Origin of the sequence: Chryseobacterium sp. BIGb0232 (assembly GCF_024810195.1) — a bacterium.
Taxonomy (GTDB): Bacteria; Bacteroidota; Bacteroidia; order Flavobacteriales; family Weeksellaceae; genus Chryseobacterium; species Chryseobacterium pennae.
This window is the reverse complement of the sequence record NZ_JANUEH010000009.1, coordinates 121458-141167: the sequence shown is the minus strand read 5'-3', so window position 1 is coordinate 141167 and position 19710 is coordinate 121458. Positions and strand designations below refer to the sequence as shown.

General features: G+C 35.4%; 21 protein-coding genes. 18 read left to right on the top strand and 3 right to left on the bottom strand.

The window, feature by feature from the left end; genetic code table 11:
- The first annotated feature begins 6 nt into the window (after positions 1-6).
- Positions 7-1803, top strand: a complete 1797-nt coding sequence (lepA, locus tag M2372_RS18650) for a translation elongation factor 4 (protein WP_115973144.1) — start codon at positions 7-9, stop codon at positions 1801-1803.
- Between the two features lie 53 nt (positions 1804-1856).
- Here the strand turns inward: lepA and M2372_RS18645 are convergent, their stop codons facing one another.
- Positions 1857-2498 (bottom strand): DUF1579 domain-containing protein, encoded by a 642-nt coding sequence (locus M2372_RS18645; protein WP_123320230.1) that lies wholly within the window; start codon positions 2496-2498, stop codon positions 1857-1859.
- 141 nt (positions 2499-2639) lie between these two features.
- Positions 2640-4829, bottom strand: coding sequence for a glycosyl hydrolase family 28-related protein (locus tag M2372_RS18640; RefSeq protein ID WP_123320229.1), 2190 nt, complete (start codon positions 4827-4829; stop codon positions 2640-2642).
- Between the two features lie 170 nt (positions 4830-4999).
- Here M2372_RS18640 and M2372_RS18635 point away from each other — a divergent pair, with 170 nt between their 5' ends.
- The 17 genes from M2372_RS18635 to M2372_RS18555 all read left to right on the top strand — a co-directional run bounded on the left by M2372_RS18635 (position 5000) and on the right by M2372_RS18555 (position 18651).
- A complete protein-coding gene (locus M2372_RS18635) occupies positions 5000-5695 on the top strand; it encodes an NrtR DNA-binding winged helix domain-containing protein (RefSeq protein ID WP_123320228.1) in 696 nt (231 codons plus the stop codon).
- Between the two features lie 323 nt (positions 5696-6018).
- The gene (locus M2372_RS18630) at positions 6019-6561 is read left to right on the top strand and encodes an NADAR family protein (protein WP_123320227.1); all 543 of its coding nucleotides are present in this window, start codon (positions 6019-6021) and stop codon (positions 6559-6561) included.
- 31 nt (positions 6562-6592) lie between these two features.
- Positions 6593-7138 (top strand): 2OG-Fe(II) oxygenase, encoded by a 546-nt coding sequence (locus M2372_RS18625; RefSeq protein WP_123320226.1) that lies wholly within the window; start codon positions 6593-6595, stop codon positions 7136-7138.
- A 72-nt stretch (positions 7139-7210) separates the two neighbouring features.
- Entirely contained in the window at positions 7211-7546 is a 336-nt protein-coding gene (locus M2372_RS18620) for a hypothetical protein (protein WP_115973986.1), read from the top strand.
- A 2-nt stretch (positions 7547-7548) separates the two neighbouring features.
- Positions 7549-8403 (top strand): hypothetical protein, encoded by an 855-nt coding sequence (locus M2372_RS18615; RefSeq protein ID WP_123320225.1) that lies wholly within the window; start codon positions 7549-7551, stop codon positions 8401-8403.
- A gap of 42 nt (positions 8404-8445) precedes the next feature.
- A complete protein-coding gene (locus M2372_RS18610; protein WP_123320224.1) occupies positions 8446-9516 on the top strand; it encodes an adenylosuccinate synthetase in 1071 nt (356 codons plus the stop codon).
- Between the two features lie 75 nt (positions 9517-9591).
- Positions 9592-10182: a DUF4291 domain-containing protein gene (locus M2372_RS18605; RefSeq protein WP_123320223.1), complete on the top strand. Its 591-nt coding sequence runs from the start codon at positions 9592-9594 to the stop codon at positions 10180-10182.
- A 10-nt stretch (positions 10183-10192) separates the two neighbouring features.
- Positions 10193-10621 carry an ADP-ribosylation/crystallin J1 gene (locus M2372_RS18600; protein ID WP_123320222.1) on the top strand — a complete coding sequence of 143 codons (429 nt, stop codon included), beginning with the start codon at positions 10193-10195 and terminating at the stop codon, positions 10619-10621.
- A 44-nt stretch (positions 10622-10665) separates the two neighbouring features.
- Positions 10666-11481: a TIGR02452 family protein gene (locus M2372_RS18595; protein WP_123320221.1), complete on the top strand. Its 816-nt coding sequence runs from the start codon at positions 10666-10668 to the stop codon at positions 11479-11481.
- On the top strand, positions 11478-11993 hold the full coding sequence (locus M2372_RS18590; protein WP_123320220.1) for an O-acetyl-ADP-ribose deacetylase: 516 nt from the start codon (positions 11478-11480) through the stop codon (positions 11991-11993). The genes M2372_RS18595 and M2372_RS18590 overlap by 4 nt, the downstream gene beginning before the upstream one ends.
- A gap of 67 nt (positions 11994-12060) precedes the next feature.
- Complete coding sequence (locus M2372_RS18585; RefSeq protein ID WP_123320219.1) at positions 12061-12747, top strand: Sir2 family NAD-dependent protein deacetylase; 687 nt, start codon at positions 12061-12063, stop codon at positions 12745-12747.
- A complete protein-coding gene (locus M2372_RS18580; protein WP_123320218.1) occupies positions 12747-13685 on the top strand; it encodes an ADP-ribosylglycohydrolase family protein in 939 nt (312 codons plus the stop codon). The genes M2372_RS18585 and M2372_RS18580 overlap by 1 nt, the downstream gene beginning before the upstream one ends.
- 4 nt (positions 13686-13689) lie before the next feature.
- Positions 13690-14169, top strand: coding sequence for a hypothetical protein (locus tag M2372_RS18575; RefSeq protein ID WP_123320217.1), 480 nt, complete (start codon positions 13690-13692; stop codon positions 14167-14169).
- A 132-nt stretch (positions 14170-14301) separates the two neighbouring features.
- Positions 14302-15399 carry a hypothetical protein gene (locus M2372_RS18570; RefSeq protein WP_123320216.1) on the top strand — a complete coding sequence of 366 codons (1098 nt, stop codon included), beginning with the start codon at positions 14302-14304 and terminating at the stop codon, positions 15397-15399.
- Positions 15396-15938 (top strand): RNA 2'-phosphotransferase, encoded by a 543-nt coding sequence (locus M2372_RS18565; protein WP_123320215.1) that lies wholly within the window; start codon positions 15396-15398, stop codon positions 15936-15938. Before M2372_RS18570 ends, M2372_RS18565 begins: the two co-directional genes overlap by 4 nt.
- A 77-nt stretch (positions 15939-16015) precedes the next feature.
- On the top strand, positions 16016-16747 hold the full coding sequence (locus M2372_RS18560; protein WP_123320214.1) for a metallophosphoesterase family protein: 732 nt from the start codon (positions 16016-16018) through the stop codon (positions 16745-16747).
- A 179-nt stretch (positions 16748-16926) separates the two neighbouring features.
- Positions 16927-18651 (top strand): hypothetical protein, encoded by a 1725-nt coding sequence (locus tag M2372_RS18555; protein WP_123320213.1) that lies wholly within the window; start codon positions 16927-16929, stop codon positions 18649-18651.
- Positions 18652-18709: 58 nt separating this feature from the next.
- Here the strand turns inward: M2372_RS18555 and M2372_RS18550 are convergent, their stop codons facing one another.
- Positions 18710-19591, bottom strand: a complete 882-nt coding sequence (locus M2372_RS18550) for a cupin-like domain-containing protein (RefSeq protein ID WP_123320212.1) — start codon at positions 19589-19591, stop codon at positions 18710-18712.
- Positions 19592-19710: the final 119 nt, after the last annotated feature.

Here is a 19710-nt window from a genome sequence, read left to right as displayed (position 1 = left end):
TCTTAAATGAAAAACATACGAAATTTTTGCATAATCGCTCATATCGACCACGGTAAAAGTACCTTGGCAGACCGTCTTTTGGAGTATACGAATACCGTTACCCAAAGAGAATTACAGTCTCAGACGCTTGATGATATGGATTTGGAAAAGGAACGTGGGATTACTATTAAATCTCATGCGATCCAGATGGATTATGAGTATAAAGGAGAAAAATATATTCTAAACCTGATTGATACACCGGGACACGTTGACTTTTCTTACGAAGTTTCCCGTTCTATTGCTGCCTGTGAAGGAGCCCTTCTTATTGTAGATGCTGCTCAGAGTATTCAGGCACAAACAATTAGTAACTTATACTTAGCATTGGAAAATGATTTAACGATCATTCCGATTTTGAACAAAATTGACCTTCCGTCTGCTAATCCTGAAGAAGTAACAGATGAGATTATGAATCTTATCGGATGTGAATACGAAGATGTATTGAGAGTTTCAGGAAAAACAGGAGAAGGAGTTCATCATTTATTAGAGCAGATCGTTGAAAGAATTCCTGCACCGGTAGGAAATCCCGACGGACCACTTCAGGCATTGGTCTTTGACTCTGTTTATAACCCATTCAGAGGGATTGAAGCTTACTTTAAAGTGGTAAACGGAAGTATTTCTAAAAATGAAAAAATTAAATTCTTTGCTACAGGAAAAGAATATGGAGCTGATGAGGTAGGTACCTTAAAGCTAAAACAGGTTCCAAAGAAAACAATTCAGTGTGGAGATGTAGGATATTTGATTTCTGGTATTAAAGATGCCCGTGAAGTAAAAGTAGGTGATACTATTACTTCATTTGAGAATCCTGCAGACGGGCCAATCGATGGATTTGAGGAAGTAAAACCAATGGTATTTGCGGGTATTTATCCTATTGAGTCTGAAGATTTTGAAGAACTGAGATTCTCATTGGAAAAACTGAGATTAAATGATGCTTCTTTGGTTTTCGAACCGGAAAGTTCTGCAGCACTTGGTTTTGGGTTCCGTTGCGGATTCTTAGGAATGCTTCACATGGAAATCGTTCAGGAGCGTCTTGACAGAGAGTTCAATATGAACGTAATTACTACGGTACCCAACGTTTCTTATTTTGGATATACCAAAAAAGAACCTGAAGTTCCAATCCTGATCAACAACCCATCTGAAATGATGGATCCTTCTACAATGGATAGAGTAGAAGAACCTTTCATTAAAGCATCTATCATTACAAAATCTGACTTTGTTGGAGCAGTAATGACTTTATGTATCGAAAAAAGAGGAGAGATCGTTAATCAAAGTTATTTAACATCAGAAAGGGTAGAACTGATCTTCAATATGCCTTTGGCTGAAGTTGTTTTCGATTTCTATGACAGATTAAAATCAATCTCTAAAGGATATGCATCATTCGATTACCACCCAATCGGATTCAGAGCTTCCAAGCTTGTAAAAATGGACATCCTGATCAATGGTGACATGGTAGATGCCCTTTCATCTCTGATCCACGACAGTAATGCTTACTATATCGGAAAAAGAATGTGTGAAAAGCTTCGTGAACTGATCCCAAGACAGCAGTTTGATATTGCTGTTCAGGCAGCATTGGGAGCAAAAGTTATTGCAAGAGAAACCATTAAAGCTCTAAGAAAAGACGTTACCGCAAAATGTTACGGAGGAGATATTTCCAGAAAGCGTAAACTATTGGAAAAGCAGAAAGAAGGTAAGAAGAAAATGAAACAGATTGGAAGGGTAGAAGTTCCACAGTCTGCGTTCATGGCTGTATTGAAACTTAATGAGTAATTCAATATTATTATAAAAACAACCCCCGTTTCAAGCTGAAATGGGGGTTTATTTTATTTTTTACGGGTGAATTTTATTTCCATGGTTTTCATTTCCTTTCCTGTTTTCGGATTAGGTCCATACATTTCCAATGTATGGTTATTGTCATCAGTAAAGGTATAAACTTCCCTTACTTCACATTCTTTTCCAGGTCGGCTTGGATCTGTCATTTTACCCTTAAAATCAATTGATCTCTTACCAGGATTCCAGTCTCCTTCGGCATGCATTAATCCTGTTCCCATATTATCAATCCAGGTACTTACAAACTTCTTCTTGGCATTGTCATAGCCCATAATGCTCATTCCTTCAAATGGCATTCCCATGAAATTTCCTTTGTAATTGCTTACCTGATAGCGACTATCGAAGATCATTTTGTTAGTACACTCAGAAGTACTGGTAGCAGCTTTTCCACTGTCATCCATCCACATGCTGGTAGCACCTGTCCAGTTTCCGTCAAATTTAGCCAGCATTTTATGCATATCGCCAGGGGTGGCAAATTCCATCCATGCTTTTGTTGCGGCGGCAGAATCTACAGGCTTCCATTCAGAATTAGCAGTAGAGTCTTTCTTATCTGGGGTCTCAGATGCTGTGGTTTTTCCCTTTTCACATGATGTAAGTAAAAAACCAATAGTGATGATTGCCAGTAAATTTTTCATAAATATTTAATTTTAAGTTGGTTATAATAATAACTTAAAGGTATGAACTTTTATTATATGTGTATAAACAAAGAACAAATGAATAAGAAGAAGCTATCTCCCATATTAAAAAGGGAGATAGTTTCTTTTTATAAGATATAATCAGGTAATTATAGTAATTGTTGGTTCCTTGAAAGAAAAAATGGAATTAGTAAATGTAATAGGGAGAATTTTATCTAAGTAAAATTTTTGCCCGTTTTCACATCCTGTAATCTTATATTCATTATATTTCAAAGGAGCTTGGGGGTTAGGTATTTTAATATATTGCCCGGTTGTCAACTTTTTCGGATGGTTTACTACAATAAAATTCTTCCCGATGGTTCCTGAAACAGTAGTCTTCTCTGGCTCTCCTGGTTGCCTTATCTCCTGAAGGAAACCTTCCTGATTTATGGTTCCACTTTCAGTAACAATATTTACTTTATGATTTATATCTACAAAATATTGTCCTTCTGTGAAAGTACCGAATTTTTCTACAAGATTAGATTTTGCATAATAAGGTAAAATACTAGGATTTTCTGAAGAAAAAGTAAAATAAGTAATATCTGCAGCCACCAATATATTTTTTTGTTCCAAATTGCCCATTGAAAGCCCTGCAGAGAATACATTATTACTTGTTACATTAGGATAATAATTATCATTAGGAATGATCGCTACAATTAACGAATCTCCACCTTTTTGAAATAATGTTCCCGGAATATATTTGTTGTATGACTCGCTTGGATTTGATCCATTAAGATGAAAAATATTGAAAAATACACTTGCTGCAAAAATATCTAATCTGCTTTTAATTTTAAAGGAAGCTCCAAGATATTTTGGAATCGACTTAAATGCTAAAGTATTGCCTCCCCAATAATGATTATTATTATCTAAAGTGTTATTCCCTTTACTTTCATATTGTTCACCATCAATCAGTAAAGATTTCGGAGTTGCTGGAATTTTTCTAACACCATAATTGTCTAAAGTATCATTGAATAAATAGGAGGAGCCATCGGTATCTGAGAACTTAATGATTGTACCATTTTTCTTAGCTTCAGGATTTAAAAATATATTTGCACTTGTAGCATTATTTTCAACAATTTCACATGCGTGAACAGATAAAGGCACATCATCTTTGTTGATGACTTGAACACCAGTTAGGTTGAATTTTATTTGTTTATGATCAGTCATCCCATCCATATTATTTCCAATAATTTCAACTTTGTTTTTATTGGAAAGAGATGTTGTACCGAAAGTAGGCATATAGTTCCCCTGAATATCTTTTCTTAATGAAGAAATATAAACTGCATGACTACTCATGGCTTCGAAATGGTTTCCAAAAAACTGGACAACAGCATTGTCAATTTCTATATCAATACTATAATAATCATGGTAGTGGTTTTTCTCTTCAGTCTGATCTGGCAAAAAAGCATAAGGATCATTGGAGTAAGGGATGGAACCTTCAAAATTATTATTCACAATTTTTACCAGATCTTTAGCAAAATAACCATAAATAACTCTGGTATTATCATGACATTTATTATTCTCAAATAAAAATCCCCATGACAAATTACGTTGTTTATCACTTGCAAAATCAAAATATACACATTCATCATTTTGAGAAAAAGCGGAACCCGTAATTTGAACCCAAGCAATATTATAAGCAGTTTCGCTCTTAAAAGATAGGGCCCGGTTAAAGCCTCTAAAGTGACAATCCTTGATAACAAAAGGCCATGTAGGTCCTGTAAACTCTGATTTAAAATTGATAGCATAAGTTTCTCCTACTGTTCTTCCTTCTTTTGCTAAAAATTGAATAGCTTCAATGTTAATGGGATCAACAACACTGTTTTTAAAAACAAGAGCACTGCTATTCTTTGGAATTATCAATGAACATCCTGAAAATGGAGGCTTTGGAAAAGAAGAATAAACAGGTGTATTAGAATACCAGCTTTCTTCTCTTAATAAGGCACCCGAACCCAGGAATTTTACTCCGCCTCTTGAACTCTGAATAGGAGTATTCAAAAGATAATCTCCTGGAGGGAAAAACAATGTTTTTTGAGAGGTTGTTTCGCAAAAATCAACTGCTTTTTGGATAGCTCCAGAATCATCGGTTAATCCATCTCCAATGGCACCGAACATTTTAACAGTTAAGTAATCGTTTAATACTCTTTTATAATACTTATTATCAAGTTTTATATATACTACATGGTCACAAAGAGTATCACTCATAGGAGTTGTGTTGTCATACCATACCTGTGTTTCTAAATACCCGCATTGTTCGCCGGTATGTGGATCATTAATTAATAAGTCTGCCATTTTTTTATATTAGGTGATTAATTTGATTTAATTATTCTGCAGAATAATTAAATTTTGTATGGTAAAAATAGATGCTGATAACGACAGAAGTTGACGTATAAAATAAAAGATTATCATTTAGATTTAATTTTAAAATTGTATATTTGCGTATTAGTAACGCAAATTAATTTATGGAGTCTCCAAAAAAATTACAGGATATTAAAGTTGCTGTAGATGCAGTTATTTTCGGATATTTTGATAAGAAAGATCTTCAAATCCTTCTTATCAAAAGAAATATTGAACCTTTTAAAGGCGGTTGGGCGCTTCCTGGAGGCCTTGTTCTGGATGGTGAAAATCTGGATGATGCTGTTAAAAGAGAACTGCATGAAGAAGCAGGTATAAAACCTGATTTTTTAGAGCAGCTCTATACATTTGGTAACGTAGGGCGAGATCCTAGAAACAGAGTGGTTTCTGTAGCTTATCTGGGGTTGGTAAACCCCTCTTACCATGAACTATTTGCAGACTCAGATGCCGATGATGCACAATGGTTTAGTGTCAATAGGCTTCCAACAGTGGCTTTTGACCACAAAAATATCATTGATATTGCCTTAAAAAGGCTTCGTACAAAAATTCAATATCAGCCCATAGGCTTTAATCTTCTCAATGAAGAATTCCCTTTTTCTGACCTTGAAAATTTGTACAAAACTATTGTAGGACAGGAAATTGACCGCAGAAACTTCCGCAAGAAAATCATGAGCTACGGATTGCTTAATGAAACCAATAACGTTAAAAAAGAGGGAAGTGGAAGGCCCGGAAAACTCTTTACTTTTAATCAGGAAAAATATAAAGAATTGGAAGAACAGGGATTTTATTTCGAAATCAAATAATTTTCAATCACAAAATATATTTCAATGAAGTGGTCGGCTCAATCTGAGGCGGCCACTTTATTATTTACAAGATAAAGGTATAAAAGAATTGAGATGAAATAATGCCACGAATGCACGAATGAAAATGTAACCTTTCAAATGGTTATAATAAATTATTCGTGCATTCGTGGCTAAAAAAATCAAATATATATTTATTTACTATTACAGTGTATTATATTTTTAATCTGAAAATCAAATAGTTATATATATTAGTGTAAAAATAACACAAATAAATTTGGTAAGTAAAATGATATTGTATTACATTTGCGTAGAAATAACACAATATGAAATACACCTTACAAAATATTAAAGAGAAATTTCAGAAGAAGCAAAGGATAAAGTTTTTATTTTTCTGGGGACACACGGTTAAAAATGAAATCACCAAATCATGTTTTAGCCAGTGGTTTACAGGGAATTTTGAAGAAAATGGGGTTGTTTATAAAACAGCAGAACATTATATGATGGCTGGTAAAGCAAAATTATTCAATGACCATGAAAACTTAGAAAAAATATTGCAGGCATCTACTCCTAATCAGGTTAAAAGCCTGGGCAGAAAAGTAAAAAACTTTGATCCGAAGCTTTGGGATGAGCACAAATATGAGATTGTAAGACAGGGAAATCTTTTAAAATTTTCTCAAAACAAAAAATATAAAGACTTTCTTTTGTCAACAGGAGATAAAATACTGGTAGAAGCCAGTCCTTACGATACCATTTGGGGAATCGGGATGCTGGAAACAGATTCAAGAGCAGAAAATCCTTTATTATGGAACGGAGAAAACCTTTTAGGATTTGCTTTGATGGAAGTAAGAGACGAATTAAGAGGGTAAAAACACAATAACCAATCACAGAATATTAATCATGGAAAAAACAGACCTACATCCGCAGATATTTCTGATTGAGGACTTTCTTTCAGAAGCAGAATGTGACGAATACATTGCCTTATCACAGGAGAAAAATTTTGAAGAAGCAAAGATTAATGTTGGTGGACGTCAGATGATGAGCAAAGGAATCAGAAATAATGACAGGCTGATGATTTTTGATAACAATCTGGCTGAAGATCTTTTCAGAAAAGCAGCAGAATTTCTTCCAAAAGAACATGAAAATTGCAGGCTTTTGAATTTTAATGAGATGTTCAGAATTTACAAGTATTCTCCAGGGCAACAGTTTAAGATGCATCGGGACGGAAGCTATATCAGAAATGAAAAAGAGAAGAGTTTCTATACCTTTTTAATCTATCTGAATGATGACTTTGAAGGAGGAGAAACAGAATTTGAAAACCTTTTCACAGTAGCTCCCAAGAAGGGTACAGCCTTAGTTTTTTATCATCCTTTAAGACATGAGGGAAAAACACTGATTAGCGGATTAAAATATGTTTTAAGAACTGATATAATGTATTCCTGTTAAAAATGAATGCAGGATAGTGCATAGCTATGCTCTTTTTAATTAGCGTAATAATAACACAAAAAAAGATCAGATATGGAAGATGAATTAAAACCAAGATTTATCGAGTCATTACAGAGAAACAATGATCAGATCAGAGAAGACCGTGCGCGAACGATCGGAGAAGATTCAGAATTGATTTACAGGCGCAAGGTAGAAGACATCGAGTTAAAAATAAAAAGACTCGAGCGTGAGCAGGAAGGACTAATTGATATCAGCCCTTTGGACAGAAACAGTCTGACTTTTGCGGATTTTAATCCAGAAGCATTCGTTCAGAAAGACATGGAAATATCATTAACAATCAGAAATCTGAATATTCAGCTAGAAGTAAGTCAAAAGAGATTTGAATATTTATTCGGAAAAACATTTTAGTCATGGGAAGTACAAGATACGATATAGACGCTCGTTATGACAGAGCAAGCAAAGCAGGTTACAGAACAAAATCCGCAGGTGAAATCTTCACACAGAATGCCAAAAGACAGGCGCATCCATCAATGATTCCTCACGGAATTTCCTTCAGAGAATCCAGGGATTCTGAGGTACATCCTAATTCAGTTCCTATTATTCTGGGATTGGATGTCACCGGAAGTATGGGACATATTCCTCATGAACTCATCAAAGAAGGATTACCAAAACTGATGGGAGGTATTATTCAGGGCGGAGTTCCGGATCCGGCATTGCTTTTCCTGGGAATAGGAGATCATGAATGCGATAGCTATCCTCTTCAGGTAGGTCAGTTTGAGTCAGGAGATCAAGAACTGGATATGTGGCTTACCCGTACTTATATTGAATCCGGAGGAGGCGGAAATGCTGGTGAAAGTTATCTTTTATCCTGGTATTTTGCCGCTTTCCATACCAGAACAGATGCTTTTGAAAAAAGAAACCAAAAAGGACTATTGTTTACAGTGGGTGACGAGCCTTGCCTGAAAATACTTCCGGCATCAGCCATCAGGGAAATTATGGGATCCGGTCAGCAGACTTATACTCACTATGAACTGTTGGAAGAAGCTAAAAAACGATACGAAGTATATCATATCAATGTCTTACATTCTGATCAGGCAATAAGAGCAGACAGAGGCTGGAAAGATCTGTTAGGACAAAACTGTATATCGATAGAAGACCATAGACAAATCCCGGAGGTTATTAAAAAAATTATCTGCAATACATTTAAAGATAGAACCTCTGGAACACCAACAATGGATGGATTAGACAACGTACAGATGCTTTAGATTACAACTTGCCGGAGGGCAATAACTTTAAAAATACCAGACATGAAAAAGGCACAAATAGTTATAGGATTAGGTTTCGGAGATGAAGGAAAAGGAATTACTACGGATTTCCTGGCTCAACAAAACCCTGAGTCTGTGGTGATCAGATTTTCAGGAGGACAGCAGGCTGCTCATACGGTAATGATAGATGACAGGAAGCATGTTCATTCAAGCTTTGCGAGTGGAGCTCTTCGCGGATTGCCATCTTACTTTACCGAACATTGTACCATTTATCCTCTGTTTCTATTGAATGAAAGGGAGGAATTAAAAGCAAAAAACGGAAATATAGAGCTTCACATTCATCCTTTAGCCAAGGTAACTACGCCTTTTGACGTCTGGCAAAACAGAACCAATTCCAAGAATCTGGAACATGGAACCTGCGGAAAAGGAGTGGGAGCTACCATGAAAAGAAATGAAAGTCCTTATAAGCTATTTGCGATTGATCTTATTGCTCCAAAGGAAATGTTGGTAGAAAAGCTGAAAGGAATTGCTTATTACTACGGTGTTATGGGAGAGGAGGAAATTGAAGAACAGATAAAACCTTTTTTAGAGGCAATTGATCAGATCGATTGGAAGATTAATGATTATAACTATCTGAATTCATTTGAAAATCTCATTTTTGAAGGCAGTCAAGGCATTTTATTAGATATGGATCATGGTATTTTTCCGAACGTAACCTATGCTAATACCACTTCAAAAAATGCCTATGAGATCTGTAAGAGGCTTCATATTGAAGATATTGAAATGTATTATGTGACCAGAAGCTATGCAACACGTCATGGGAGCGGCTGGATGAGCAATGAAAAGGAAGTTATATTGAAAAACAATGAAGAGGAAACCTGTACCTTTAATGAATATCAGAAAGAGCTGAGGCTCGGAGATTTGGATTATAACCTGTTGAATTATGCCTTAAAACTGGATGGGGCCAATGTAAATTCAACAAAAAAGAATTTAGTAATAACCTGTATAGATCAGATTGAAGAGGAGTTTAAATTTGATAAATTAGAAATAAAATTTGACGGCATTTTCGGATCTTATTCTCCTTATTCAAAAGATTTTAAAAAGCTGATTTAATAATGAAAATAAGGGTTTTAATTTTATATTTAAGGAGGGAAAACGTGAAGTATAAATGATTTTGATTAAGATGAGATGAAAGAGTTTGAAATAAGAGCAGACTATACCCGTGATACCATTGTTGTATATCAGGCTTATAATAAAGCCATTGCACAATCTGCAGTAGAAAATCAGAAGTTTAGTGCTCCTTTTTCATTTGGCAGAATGACTTGGATTAAACCTTCTTTTCTTTGGATGATGGAGCGAAGTAATTACGGACAGAAATCCAATCAGGAATGTACTCTTGCTATTCATATTAAAAGAGAAGCCTGGGAGAAAGCATTAGAACTGGCTGTTTTAACTTCTCCTGAAAAAAGGGTATATCCAGATCCCAAAACCTGGGAAGAAGCGTTTCAAAATGCCAAAGTCTATGTACAATGGGATCCTGAAAGAAATATTAAAGGAAATAAATTAGAGTATCGTTCCATACAGATTGGAATCAGTAGGTATCTGATAGAAGAGTTTAATGAAGACTGGATCGTAAAAATAGAAGATTATTCACCACTGGTAAAAAAGATATTGAATCTTACCAAACAGGGAGAATATGATAAAGCAAAGAAACTATTACCCATAGAAAAAATATATCCTTTATCCAATGAAATTACTCGTAGGATAGGATCAAATTAAGATTAAGAAGATGAAAACAACAAGATTGTACAGACCGGTAGGAGAAAAGGAAATGGTTCTTATTATGGAGAACGGATATAAAAAATTTCCTCCACGACTAGAATGGCAACCCATCTTTTACCCGGTTCTGGATGAAGACTATGCTTCAGAAATTGCTGAGAAATGGAATACCCGAGATGAGTTTGGAAATTATCTTGGTTTTGTAACCCGTTTTGAAGTCTTGGAAAATGTTGCCAGTCAATATCCGGCACAGAATGTAGGAGCCAGAAATCATAATGAATTGTGGGTTCCATCGGAAGAGCTGGACACTTTCAATAATGCCATAATTGGAAACATAGAAGTCATCAAAGTATTTGTAGGAAATGATTTTAAAGGATCCGCAAATAATGAAATAGAAAGTCTGGTAAAGACTTTAAAAATAACTACCACGAATCCATAGGATGGTAAAAACATTCGTGCATTCGTGGCTCAAAAAAAAGAATCATGACAAATAAAGGAATGGCAAAAGATACATTGGATATCCTGGCCAGGAAATATTATATAAATACAGAAAACGAAAGGATAGATATAGAAAACGAGCTGGAAATCAGCAAAAAAGAAACAGCTCTTTTCACTCCTGAACAACTTTCTGAGCTTACAGTTGCTCCAATGCCGGAAACTCATTTTGAAACTCAATTTGAAACCTTGCGTTGCAGTTCGTTAAAAGCTATTTTGGAATTAACTAAAGAAGAAGGTCAGGATAAAGTAATGTGTCTGAACTTTGCATCCGCAAAAAATCCAGGCGGCGGATTTATTAATGGAGCAGAAGCGCAGGAAGAAAGCCTGGCAAGAACTTCCGCATTGTATGAAACCCTTTTAATGGCAGAAGATTATTACACATTACACCGTAGTATGACCTCTTGTTTTTATACAGATACAATGATTTACAGCCCAAAAGTTCCTGTTTTCAGAAAGGATAAAGGAGAATTGTTATCCAAACCTGTTATGTGTAATTTCATTACTTCAGCAGCTGTGAATGCAGGAGTGGTAAAAAGACAGGAACCTCAAAGAGAAAATGAGATATTAGGAGCAATGGATCTCAGAATGGATAAGATGCTTGCACTGGCCTTACACCAGGGAAATGAAACCTTGATTTTAGGAGCATGGGGCTGCGGAGTATTCAAAAATGATCCAAAAGAAATTGCTGGGTTGTTCAAAAAATATCTCCAGGGAAAATATAAGAACAAATTTAAAAGAGTGGTTTTTGCTGTCCTTACAAAGAAAGAAGAGATGCTGAAGCCGTTTGAAGAAATACAATGAAAATTGAAGTCATAAAAGGAGATATCACAAAGATTCATGCAGATGCTATTGTCAATGCTGCCAATTCCTCTTTGTTGGGCGGTGGAGGTGTAGATGGTGCTATTCATCGCGCTGGAGGACCAAAAATACTGGAAGAATGTAGAGCGATCAGAAACAGACAAGGAAAATGCAGCACAGGAGAAGCAGTAGTGACAACAGCGGGAAATCTTCCTTCAAAATATGTTATCCATACTGTAGGACCAGTCTGGAATGATGATAAAGAAAAGAGTTCAAAGCTTTTATCAGCTTGCTATAAAAATGCTTTAAAGCTTGCAGAAGATCTTGAAATTAAAATAATTGCTTTTCCCAATATCAGCACAGGAATTTATAAGTTTCCTAAAGAGCTGGCAGGAGAAATTGCAGTCAATGAAGTAAGAAAATTTCAGTCAGATAGCATAGAGAAAGTTATTTTTGTCTGTTTTGATGAAGAGAATGAAGAGATTTATAAAAAAAATTTAAAAGCATCCTTTTAAGCATCAATAATTATATTAGTGCATTCGTGGCAGAAAAACTCAGTGTACGAAACAAAATTAAAAACCAATGAAAAAACTAACCATATTAAGCGGAGCAGGAATCAGTGCAGAAAGCGGAATACAAACCTTCAGAGATGGAGACGGCCTTTGGGAAAATCATAATGTAACCGATGTGGCCAGTCCGGAAGGATGGAAAAAAGACAGAGCTTTGGTATTGGAATTCTATAACCAGAGAAGACGTCAACTTCATGAAGTGGAAGCTAATGAAGCCCACAAACTAGTGGCAGAACTGGAAAAATATTTTGATGTTCAGATCATTACCCAAAATATTGATGATCTGCATGAAAGAGCCGGTTCCACAAAAATTCTTCATATCCATGGTGAATTGTTTAAATCTTGCTCATGCAATAATAAAAAGCTGATCTATGAGCAGAAAGAAGACATCAAGATAGGAGATAAAGCAGAAGATGGGGGGCAATTAAGACCATTTATTGTTTGGTTTGGGGAAGATGTTCCTTTATATCAGGATGCTAGAGAAATAGTAAAAGACTCAGATATTTTATTGGTAATCGGAACCTCTCTACAGGTATATCCTGCAGCTGGACTGATCCATGATATCAAAGATGACTGTCTTTTAATTGTTATCAACCCTAATGAAACAGACTTTGGCTATGGGCAAAGAGCGGTGGTGATGAAAGAAACCGCCACACAGGGAATGAAACTGTTATTTGATAAGCTGGTAAACCTTGCCTGATGGAAAATAAAGTAAAGGCAGGAATTATGGGTGTATGCATCGGTGATGCCTTAGGAGTTCCGGTTGAGTTTAAAAACAGAGAATATTTGAAACAGTTTCCTGTTACAGAAATGCAGGAATTTGGCTCGCATAATCAACCCAAGGGAACCTGGAGTGATGATAGTTCATTAACATTATGTCTGGCAGAAGAACTTACAAAGGGCTATAACTTGGAAAAGATAGGGCAAAGTTTTGTAAAATGGGTGAAATATGGTCACTGGAGCGCCCACGGAAGACTTTTCGATATTGGAGGAACTACAAGAGAAGCTATTACAAGGTTAATTAAAGGAGAAAGTGCCCGGTTTTCGGGGAATATTTTTGAAGAAGATAATGGGAATGGTTCTTTAATGAGAATTCTTCCCTTAGCTTTTTATTTAGAGAATGAAGAAAATATTGAAAAGATTTATCAAACGGTAAAAGAAGTCTCCACAATCACTCATGGGCATTTCCGATCTGTTTTTGCCTGTTTTATCTATGTGATTTTTGCAATTCAATTAATTAAAGAAAAAAATAAAACGGAAGCATATACACATATACAAAATCTGGTTCTGGAATATGCAGAAAAGCAATGGTTTAGCTTAAATGAGATTGAACTTTTTCAAAAGATTTTAAAAAATGATATTTCAGGGTATCCCGAAGATGAAATAGGAGGAAGCGGCTATGTGCTGCATAGTCTGGAAGCATCTTTATGGTGCTTTCTAAACTCAGAAAGCTATTCTGAAGCAGTATTGAAAGCCGTTAATCTGGGTGAAGATACAGATACAACCGGAGCCATTACAGGAGGGTTGGCAGGAATCTATTATGGATTTGAAAATATTCCTCAGGAATGGGTTAACGAGCTGGTAAGAAAGGATGATATTGAAACGTTATGTGAAAAGCTAAACCATAAATACCTATAAGCGAATGAAATCTTTCCTAAAAGCCCTTGCCAACATGTTTTCCAAATACGACCCTGAGGATATCTTTCTGAACACCCCTTTGCAGCAATATAAAGGAAGAATAGAAATCAATAAAGTGGTAAAATTAGAAAACTGCCGTGTTCATTATTCACCGGACTATTTATTTCAGACACCAGATGAGGTATTGAATATTTTAAAGGATCAGTCTTTACTCTGGATGGATAATCAAAATAGTCTGTTGGGTTTTACGGATCAAAAGAGAACTTTATTAATTCCTTTGAATAAGATCAGTAGAATTGAAATTCAAAATGTACTTAAAGGAAGGGGACCTGCGGAAGCTTGTTTGTGGGTTTATTTGTACGAAAAATCATTTGTAATGCTTTCAATATCACCAGAGATTTATTATTATGATCAATATGCAGAGGAGATCAATAAAAAAACAGGGTTTGCAGTCACTTTTTCTCCGGAATTTTATAATGCTTAATTAAACCAAAACCAATGAACGGAATAGCAAAATTTAGTTTTAAAGAATATGTAGGTTGAACAATACAGGTGATATAATACCAGTATATTTAATTCCCGAATATTATAAATTTTAACAAAATTAAGACCCTTGATGACTCTATATAAATTTATTTCAGAAAAAGAATTACTGGAAATAGAAAGAACTTTTTTTAAAGAATTTGTTTCCGATATTCCTTTACATTTTTATACCGGTTCTATACCTGATCATATCCCGGATCACGGAATGTTTCTTATCAAATGCGAGATCGAAGAAAATACAATCAGTAATTTTAAAATATTGAAGGACGGAGAGTTGATGATAGAAACTAATCAAATACCACTCTTCAATACTTTAATGGTTGATAAAATAAAAACTGTTGATTTCTTTGGCCGTACTGAGGAAGTTGAGAAAGAGGCCCTTGGGATTTTGGACGAAGAAAAAAGATTTTTTGCATGGAGGTTAAGGAAATATTTGGAAACAAACAGTAGAGAGATTGTATCTTATGATTCTTTTCGAAAGGTTTACAAACCATCAGTTCCTATAGGAGAAGAGGCTGAAAAATTGATTGAAGAAGAGAAAGCTCATGCAAAATACCTTGAGGAAAAGACCTTAAAAATAAACACAGTAGAAGAAGCTGTTGATTTTTTGATTCATGAAGGATTGAGTGAAAATACGATCTGTAATATCAGGAATGAATCGTTAGCTTCAAGGCTTAATGATTTGACAGTTTTTTTTGGAATGGGAATGTATCTACGAAATGTATTTATTTACCCCAATAAAAATGAAAATTTCCTGAAGTATCTGAACACTTATGATCCGGGATATATTCTGGACAGAGGAGAGTTTGGAGAGGGGCTTATTGAAGATTTATTATGGAGAAGACTTAATCATTATAACATAACGGATGAAAGCAAAAAGAAAATTGAAGTATTGCGCAAAGAAAAATATAATGAAGATCTGGCATGGTCTAATTATATAAAGGAGAAACTGCTTTCGTATAATCTTGATGAAGCCATCATCAGTGAATATTTGGAACTTGAAGATCAAATGGATCTCTGTGTAAGTGATGAAGATTTTGAGCATTGTATGTATGAGCAGAAAAAAATACTGGAAGGATTATCAGGAGATGAGCTTTCTGTTTATAATCAAATGAAACAGGATTATTTTACGGTTAGCAGACTTATTAAAAAATTAAAAAACAAACAATGAACGAAATAGAAACAAAAAGAATAAGTAAATTTTTAAGCCTCATTTTGAGGCATCAACCCGAGACTATCGGATTAAAGCTGGATGAAAACGGCTGGGCAGATGTAGAAGAGCTGAGAGCAAAATCAGCCAAAAAAAGAGTGCATTTTTCTTTCGAAGAATTAGATGAGGTGGTAGAAACCAATAATAAAAAGAGATTTGCTTTTAATGATGATAAAACAAAAATCAGAGCCAGTCAGGGACATTCTATTGACATCAATTTAGCCTTGGAAGCTATACAGCCACCTGAATTTTTATATCACGGAACCGCCGAAGCCAATATTTCATCCATTTTAGAAAAAGGAATTGAGAAAAGAACCCGTCAGCATGTACACTTAAGCGCTGATAAAGAGACGGCTACAAAGGTGGGAATAAGACACGGGAAACCTGTAATTCTGACAATCAGAACCGGAAAAATGTATGAAGAAGGAGTTTCTTTCTACCAATCTGCCAACGGAGTGTGGCTCACAGAGTTTATAGATCCAAAATACATTTCAAAGTAATAAAAATCAACAGGGTTGAACCAAAAGAGCCATTATTTAAAGATAATGGTTTATCTTTTCACCAACGAAACTAAACCATGAGCAGAACATTAGTAATAGGAGATATTCACGGCGGATTCAGAGCATTACAACAGGTGCTTGAACGCGCTGAGGTTACTCCGGATGATCTACTGATCTTTCTTGGAGATTATGTAGATGGCTGGAGCGAATCTTCTCAGATCATAAAATTTTTAATAGAACTTTCCGAAAAACAGAAATGTATTTTTATCAAAGGAAATCATGATGTATGGTGTGAAGACTGGCTGGCTTTTGAGCAGGGACCGGGAATATGGCTTGCTAATGGAGGAAAAAGTACCGTAGACAGCTATACCGATTATTCTTCAGAAGAGTTGGTTCTTCACCTTGAATTTTTCCAGCGTATGAAGCATTATTATGTAGATGATCAGAACAGATTATTCATTCATGCCGGATATTCTTCCATGCATGGCCCTGAAAAAGAAGTCTATTCCAGCAATTACCGATGGGACAGAACCCTGTGGGAAACCGCAGTAGCAATGGATAAAAAACTGGAAAAGAATTCATTACTATACCCTAAAAGGCTGCTCCTGTACAAAGAAATATTTATTGGACATACTCCAACCTTATATATCGGAAGCAGAGTTCCTACAAATAAAGGCAATATCTGGAATATGGATACCGGAGCTGCCTTTACCGGAGCCCTATCCATCATGGATATTGATACAAACGAATTCTGGCAAAGTGATCCGCTTCCTTCCCTTTACCCTCATGAAAAAGGACGGAACGGATAGATTAAATAATAATAAAAGAAATGAGCAGTATATATGCCTACAATCTAACCTTATAGGCTTCCAAAACCTGTAAGGTTTTTTTATTTTTATTAAATCATATTCTGATAGTGTATTTTTACCATTTTTCTTTTCAGCCCCAGTGATATTACCTAATTTTAAATCCGGAAAATAATATATCAATGAAACTGAAATACCTCCTGCTTGTTGCATGTTCTTCCCTGGCTTTTGGACAAAAAACATTTCAGCCCCCTTTTGAAAAAGGAAATGGAAATCAAACCGTTACTTACGATGAAATGAATACCTATTACCAGGATCTGGCCAAAAATTTTAATACCATTCAGTATCTTAAAAAAGGAGAAGATGATAACGGAAAACCCATTTATGTGGTCGTTTACAATCCTTTTCCTGAAAAAGATCCTGAAAAACTGAGAAAAGATAAAGCCATTCTCTTTGTCAACAACGGAATTCACCCTGGAGAACCGGACGGAATTGATGCCACGATGATGCTGATGAGAGATCTGGCAACTCAAAAAATTAAAACTCCACAAAACTTTATCATTGCTGCGATCTCAGCCTATAATATCAGCGGAATGCTGAATAGAGGTTCCCATTCCAGAGCCAACCAGAATGGCCCGGAACAATATGGATTCAGGGGAAATGCAAGAAATTATGATCTGAACAGGGATTTTATCAAAGCAGATTCTAAAAACGCCAGAAGCTTCCAGGAAATCTATCAATGGCTGAAACCCGATGTTTTCATTGATAATCATGTCAGTAACGGAGCAGATTATCAATATACATTTACTTATATCTCGACTTTTAAAGAACGTCTGGGAAATACATTAGGAGCTTATTTTTACAATGATTATCAGGCTAAAAACCTTGATGATATGAAGAAATTAGGATATGAAAGCACCCCTTATGTCAACATTCATGGGGATATTCCGGAGGTTGGTTTCGCTTCGTTCGAAGATTCCCCAAGATATTCTACAGGATACACCACTTTGTTCAATTCTTTAGGAACCGTTCCCGAAACCCATATGCTGAAGCCTTATGATAAAAGAGTAGATGCGACCTACAAATATATGTTGGTGAATTTGCAGAACCTTGATAAAGATTATCAGAAAATAAAGCAGCTTCGTATAGAAAATCTTAAGCAATATCAGGCAGGCAAGCAATACGGAATTCGCTGGAAAATAGACTCGACCAAGTATACAACCATGGATTTTAAAGGCTATGAAGGGAATTATAAGCCAAGTGAAATCTCAGGAAAACCAAGGCTGTATTATGACAGAAACAAACCTTTTACAAAGAATATAAAGCTTTTTACCACCGCCGTTCCTACAGGGTATATCACAATTCCTAAATACTATATAATCCCACAATCACAGTACAGAGTTATTGAAGAATTTAAAAGAAACAGAATTCAGATGAAGGCGATTCTGAAAGACAGTATAATTGCTGTAGAATCCTACAAGATTAAAGACTTTAAAACCGTAAAAAATCCTTACGAAGGGCACTATCTGCATTTTGAAACTACAGTAGATTCTTCTAAAAAAGATCAGAAGTTTACAGCTGGAGATTATATTGTTTCCACCAATCAGTCCGGGGTTAAATATATGATAGAAACCCTTGAGCCTGAATCCTTAGATTCCTTTTTTAACTGGAATTTCTTCGATGGTATTCTGGCCCAGAAAGAATATTATTCAGCCTATATTTTTGAAGATACAGCCGCTGAGCTGCTGAAAAATGATCAAAAGCTGAAAGAAGACTTTGAGGCAGCAAAAAAATCAGACAAAAAACTATCAGAAAACGGGGAAGCTCAGTTGGATTGGGTGTACAGACATTCTCCTTATTTTGAAGAAAAAACCTTCAGGCAGTATCCTGTATATAGAGTTTTGTAAGTTGTTGAAAATGAGCTATTAAAATAAAAAAGACGTTTCATTGAAACGTCTTTTTTATTTATCTTGGTGAGCCTCTTCTTAAAGCTATTTCAGCTCTTTTAAAAGCCATTTTCTCTTTCCAGTCCATGTATTTCTTTTTGAAACTCGACTTCATAATGTCATCAAATTTACGCTGTACTGTAAGATTCCATAAAGAATGTGCCTTTACTGCCCATGATTTATCCCAGGCTCTTAGGGAGATAGAGAAGGAGCCATCAAGATATTTCATCCAATGCCACCATCCGGTAGGCATAAATAAAGTATCACCGTGCTCCAGATAGCATTCAATACCTTCTACACCATCCAGTGCCGGGAATTTTGTGAAATCAGGATTTTCAATATCATAATCCTCCAAAGCATATGTAGCATAAGGAATCTGATACAGCCTTTCTCTCCATTTATAGTCAAAAAGAAGAATATGCTTTCTTCCATTGAAGTGAGTATGGAAAATGTGCGCCATGTCTATATCGAAATGAAGGAACGTTACAGAACCTTTTCCACCGAAGAACATGTTTGGATACTTATCAAGGAAGCCTCCCATCAGTTCTTTAGGAGAAATATAATCTTCAAGAAGTTTCGGGGCGTATTTTATGGGGTCAAAAAGGAAAATTCTAAGATCAGTAGGTTCTCTTTTAATGAGATCTACATAATCTCCGAATTTCATTTTAGCTGCAGAAGAGTTGATGGGAGCAGAAGGATCTGCCTTTGAACTGTCATATAACGGGACCTCCACATCTCCTACAACCTCCTTCATATATTCCATCGTCCATTTTTGGTAAGCAGGCCACTTTTTTGCCATATTTTTGATGACAACGGGCCTTCTTGGCTTTAGATATTTTTCGTAGAATTCCTCTTTAGAAATATCATCTACAACATCTATAGGCTTTAAAATAATTCCCATTTTGTAAATTTTATGTTACAAAATTATTAAATAAATATTTATGAACCAGAGTTTAATTTTTTTTTAATATATAATGCAATTTAAATTATATTATTTAGTCTAAATAAAAATTAACATAT

Excerpts from the sequence above, each read along its gene's own strand:
- lepA (WP_115973144.1), top strand. The coding sequence starts at position 7 with ATGAAAAACATACGAAATTTTTGCATAATCGCTCATATCGACCACGGT.
- M2372_RS18645 (WP_123320230.1), bottom strand. The coding sequence starts at position 2,498 with ATGAAAAATTTACTGGCAATCATCACTATTGGTTTTTTACTTACATCA.
- M2372_RS18640 (WP_123320229.1), bottom strand. The coding sequence starts at position 4,829 with ATGGCAGACTTATTAATTAATGATCCACATACCGGCGAACAATGCGGG.
- M2372_RS18635 (WP_123320228.1), top strand. The coding sequence starts at position 5,000 with ATGGAGTCTCCAAAAAAATTACAGGATATTAAAGTTGCTGTAGATGCA.
- M2372_RS18630 (WP_123320227.1), top strand. The coding sequence starts at position 6,019 with ATGAAATACACCTTACAAAATATTAAAGAGAAATTTCAGAAGAAGCAA.
- M2372_RS18625 (WP_123320226.1), top strand. The coding sequence starts at position 6,593 with ATGGAAAAAACAGACCTACATCCGCAGATATTTCTGATTGAGGACTTT.
- M2372_RS18620 (WP_115973986.1), top strand. The coding sequence starts at position 7,211 with ATGGAAGATGAATTAAAACCAAGATTTATCGAGTCATTACAGAGAAAC.
- M2372_RS18615 (WP_123320225.1), top strand. The coding sequence starts at position 7,549 with ATGGGAAGTACAAGATACGATATAGACGCTCGTTATGACAGAGCAAGC.
- M2372_RS18610 (WP_123320224.1), top strand. The coding sequence starts at position 8,446 with ATGAAAAAGGCACAAATAGTTATAGGATTAGGTTTCGGAGATGAAGGA.
- M2372_RS18605 (WP_123320223.1), top strand. The coding sequence starts at position 9,592 with ATGAAAGAGTTTGAAATAAGAGCAGACTATACCCGTGATACCATTGTT.
- M2372_RS18600 (WP_123320222.1), top strand. The coding sequence starts at position 10,193 with ATGAAAACAACAAGATTGTACAGACCGGTAGGAGAAAAGGAAATGGTT.
- M2372_RS18595 (WP_123320221.1), top strand. The coding sequence starts at position 10,666 with ATGACAAATAAAGGAATGGCAAAAGATACATTGGATATCCTGGCCAGG.
- M2372_RS18590 (WP_123320220.1), top strand. The coding sequence starts at position 11,478 with ATGAAAATTGAAGTCATAAAAGGAGATATCACAAAGATTCATGCAGAT.
- M2372_RS18585 (WP_123320219.1), top strand. The coding sequence starts at position 12,061 with ATGAAAAAACTAACCATATTAAGCGGAGCAGGAATCAGTGCAGAAAGC.
- M2372_RS18580 (WP_123320218.1), top strand. The coding sequence starts at position 12,747 with ATGGAAAATAAAGTAAAGGCAGGAATTATGGGTGTATGCATCGGTGAT.
- M2372_RS18575 (WP_123320217.1), top strand. The coding sequence starts at position 13,690 with ATGAAATCTTTCCTAAAAGCCCTTGCCAACATGTTTTCCAAATACGAC.
- M2372_RS18570 (WP_123320216.1), top strand. The coding sequence starts at position 14,302 with ATGACTCTATATAAATTTATTTCAGAAAAAGAATTACTGGAAATAGAA.
- M2372_RS18565 (WP_123320215.1), top strand. The coding sequence starts at position 15,396 with ATGAACGAAATAGAAACAAAAAGAATAAGTAAATTTTTAAGCCTCATT.
- M2372_RS18560 (WP_123320214.1), top strand. The coding sequence starts at position 16,016 with ATGAGCAGAACATTAGTAATAGGAGATATTCACGGCGGATTCAGAGCA.
- M2372_RS18555 (WP_123320213.1), top strand. The coding sequence starts at position 16,927 with ATGAAACTGAAATACCTCCTGCTTGTTGCATGTTCTTCCCTGGCTTTT.
- M2372_RS18550 (WP_123320212.1), bottom strand. The coding sequence starts at position 19,591 with ATGGGAATTATTTTAAAGCCTATAGATGTTGTAGATGATATTTCTAAA.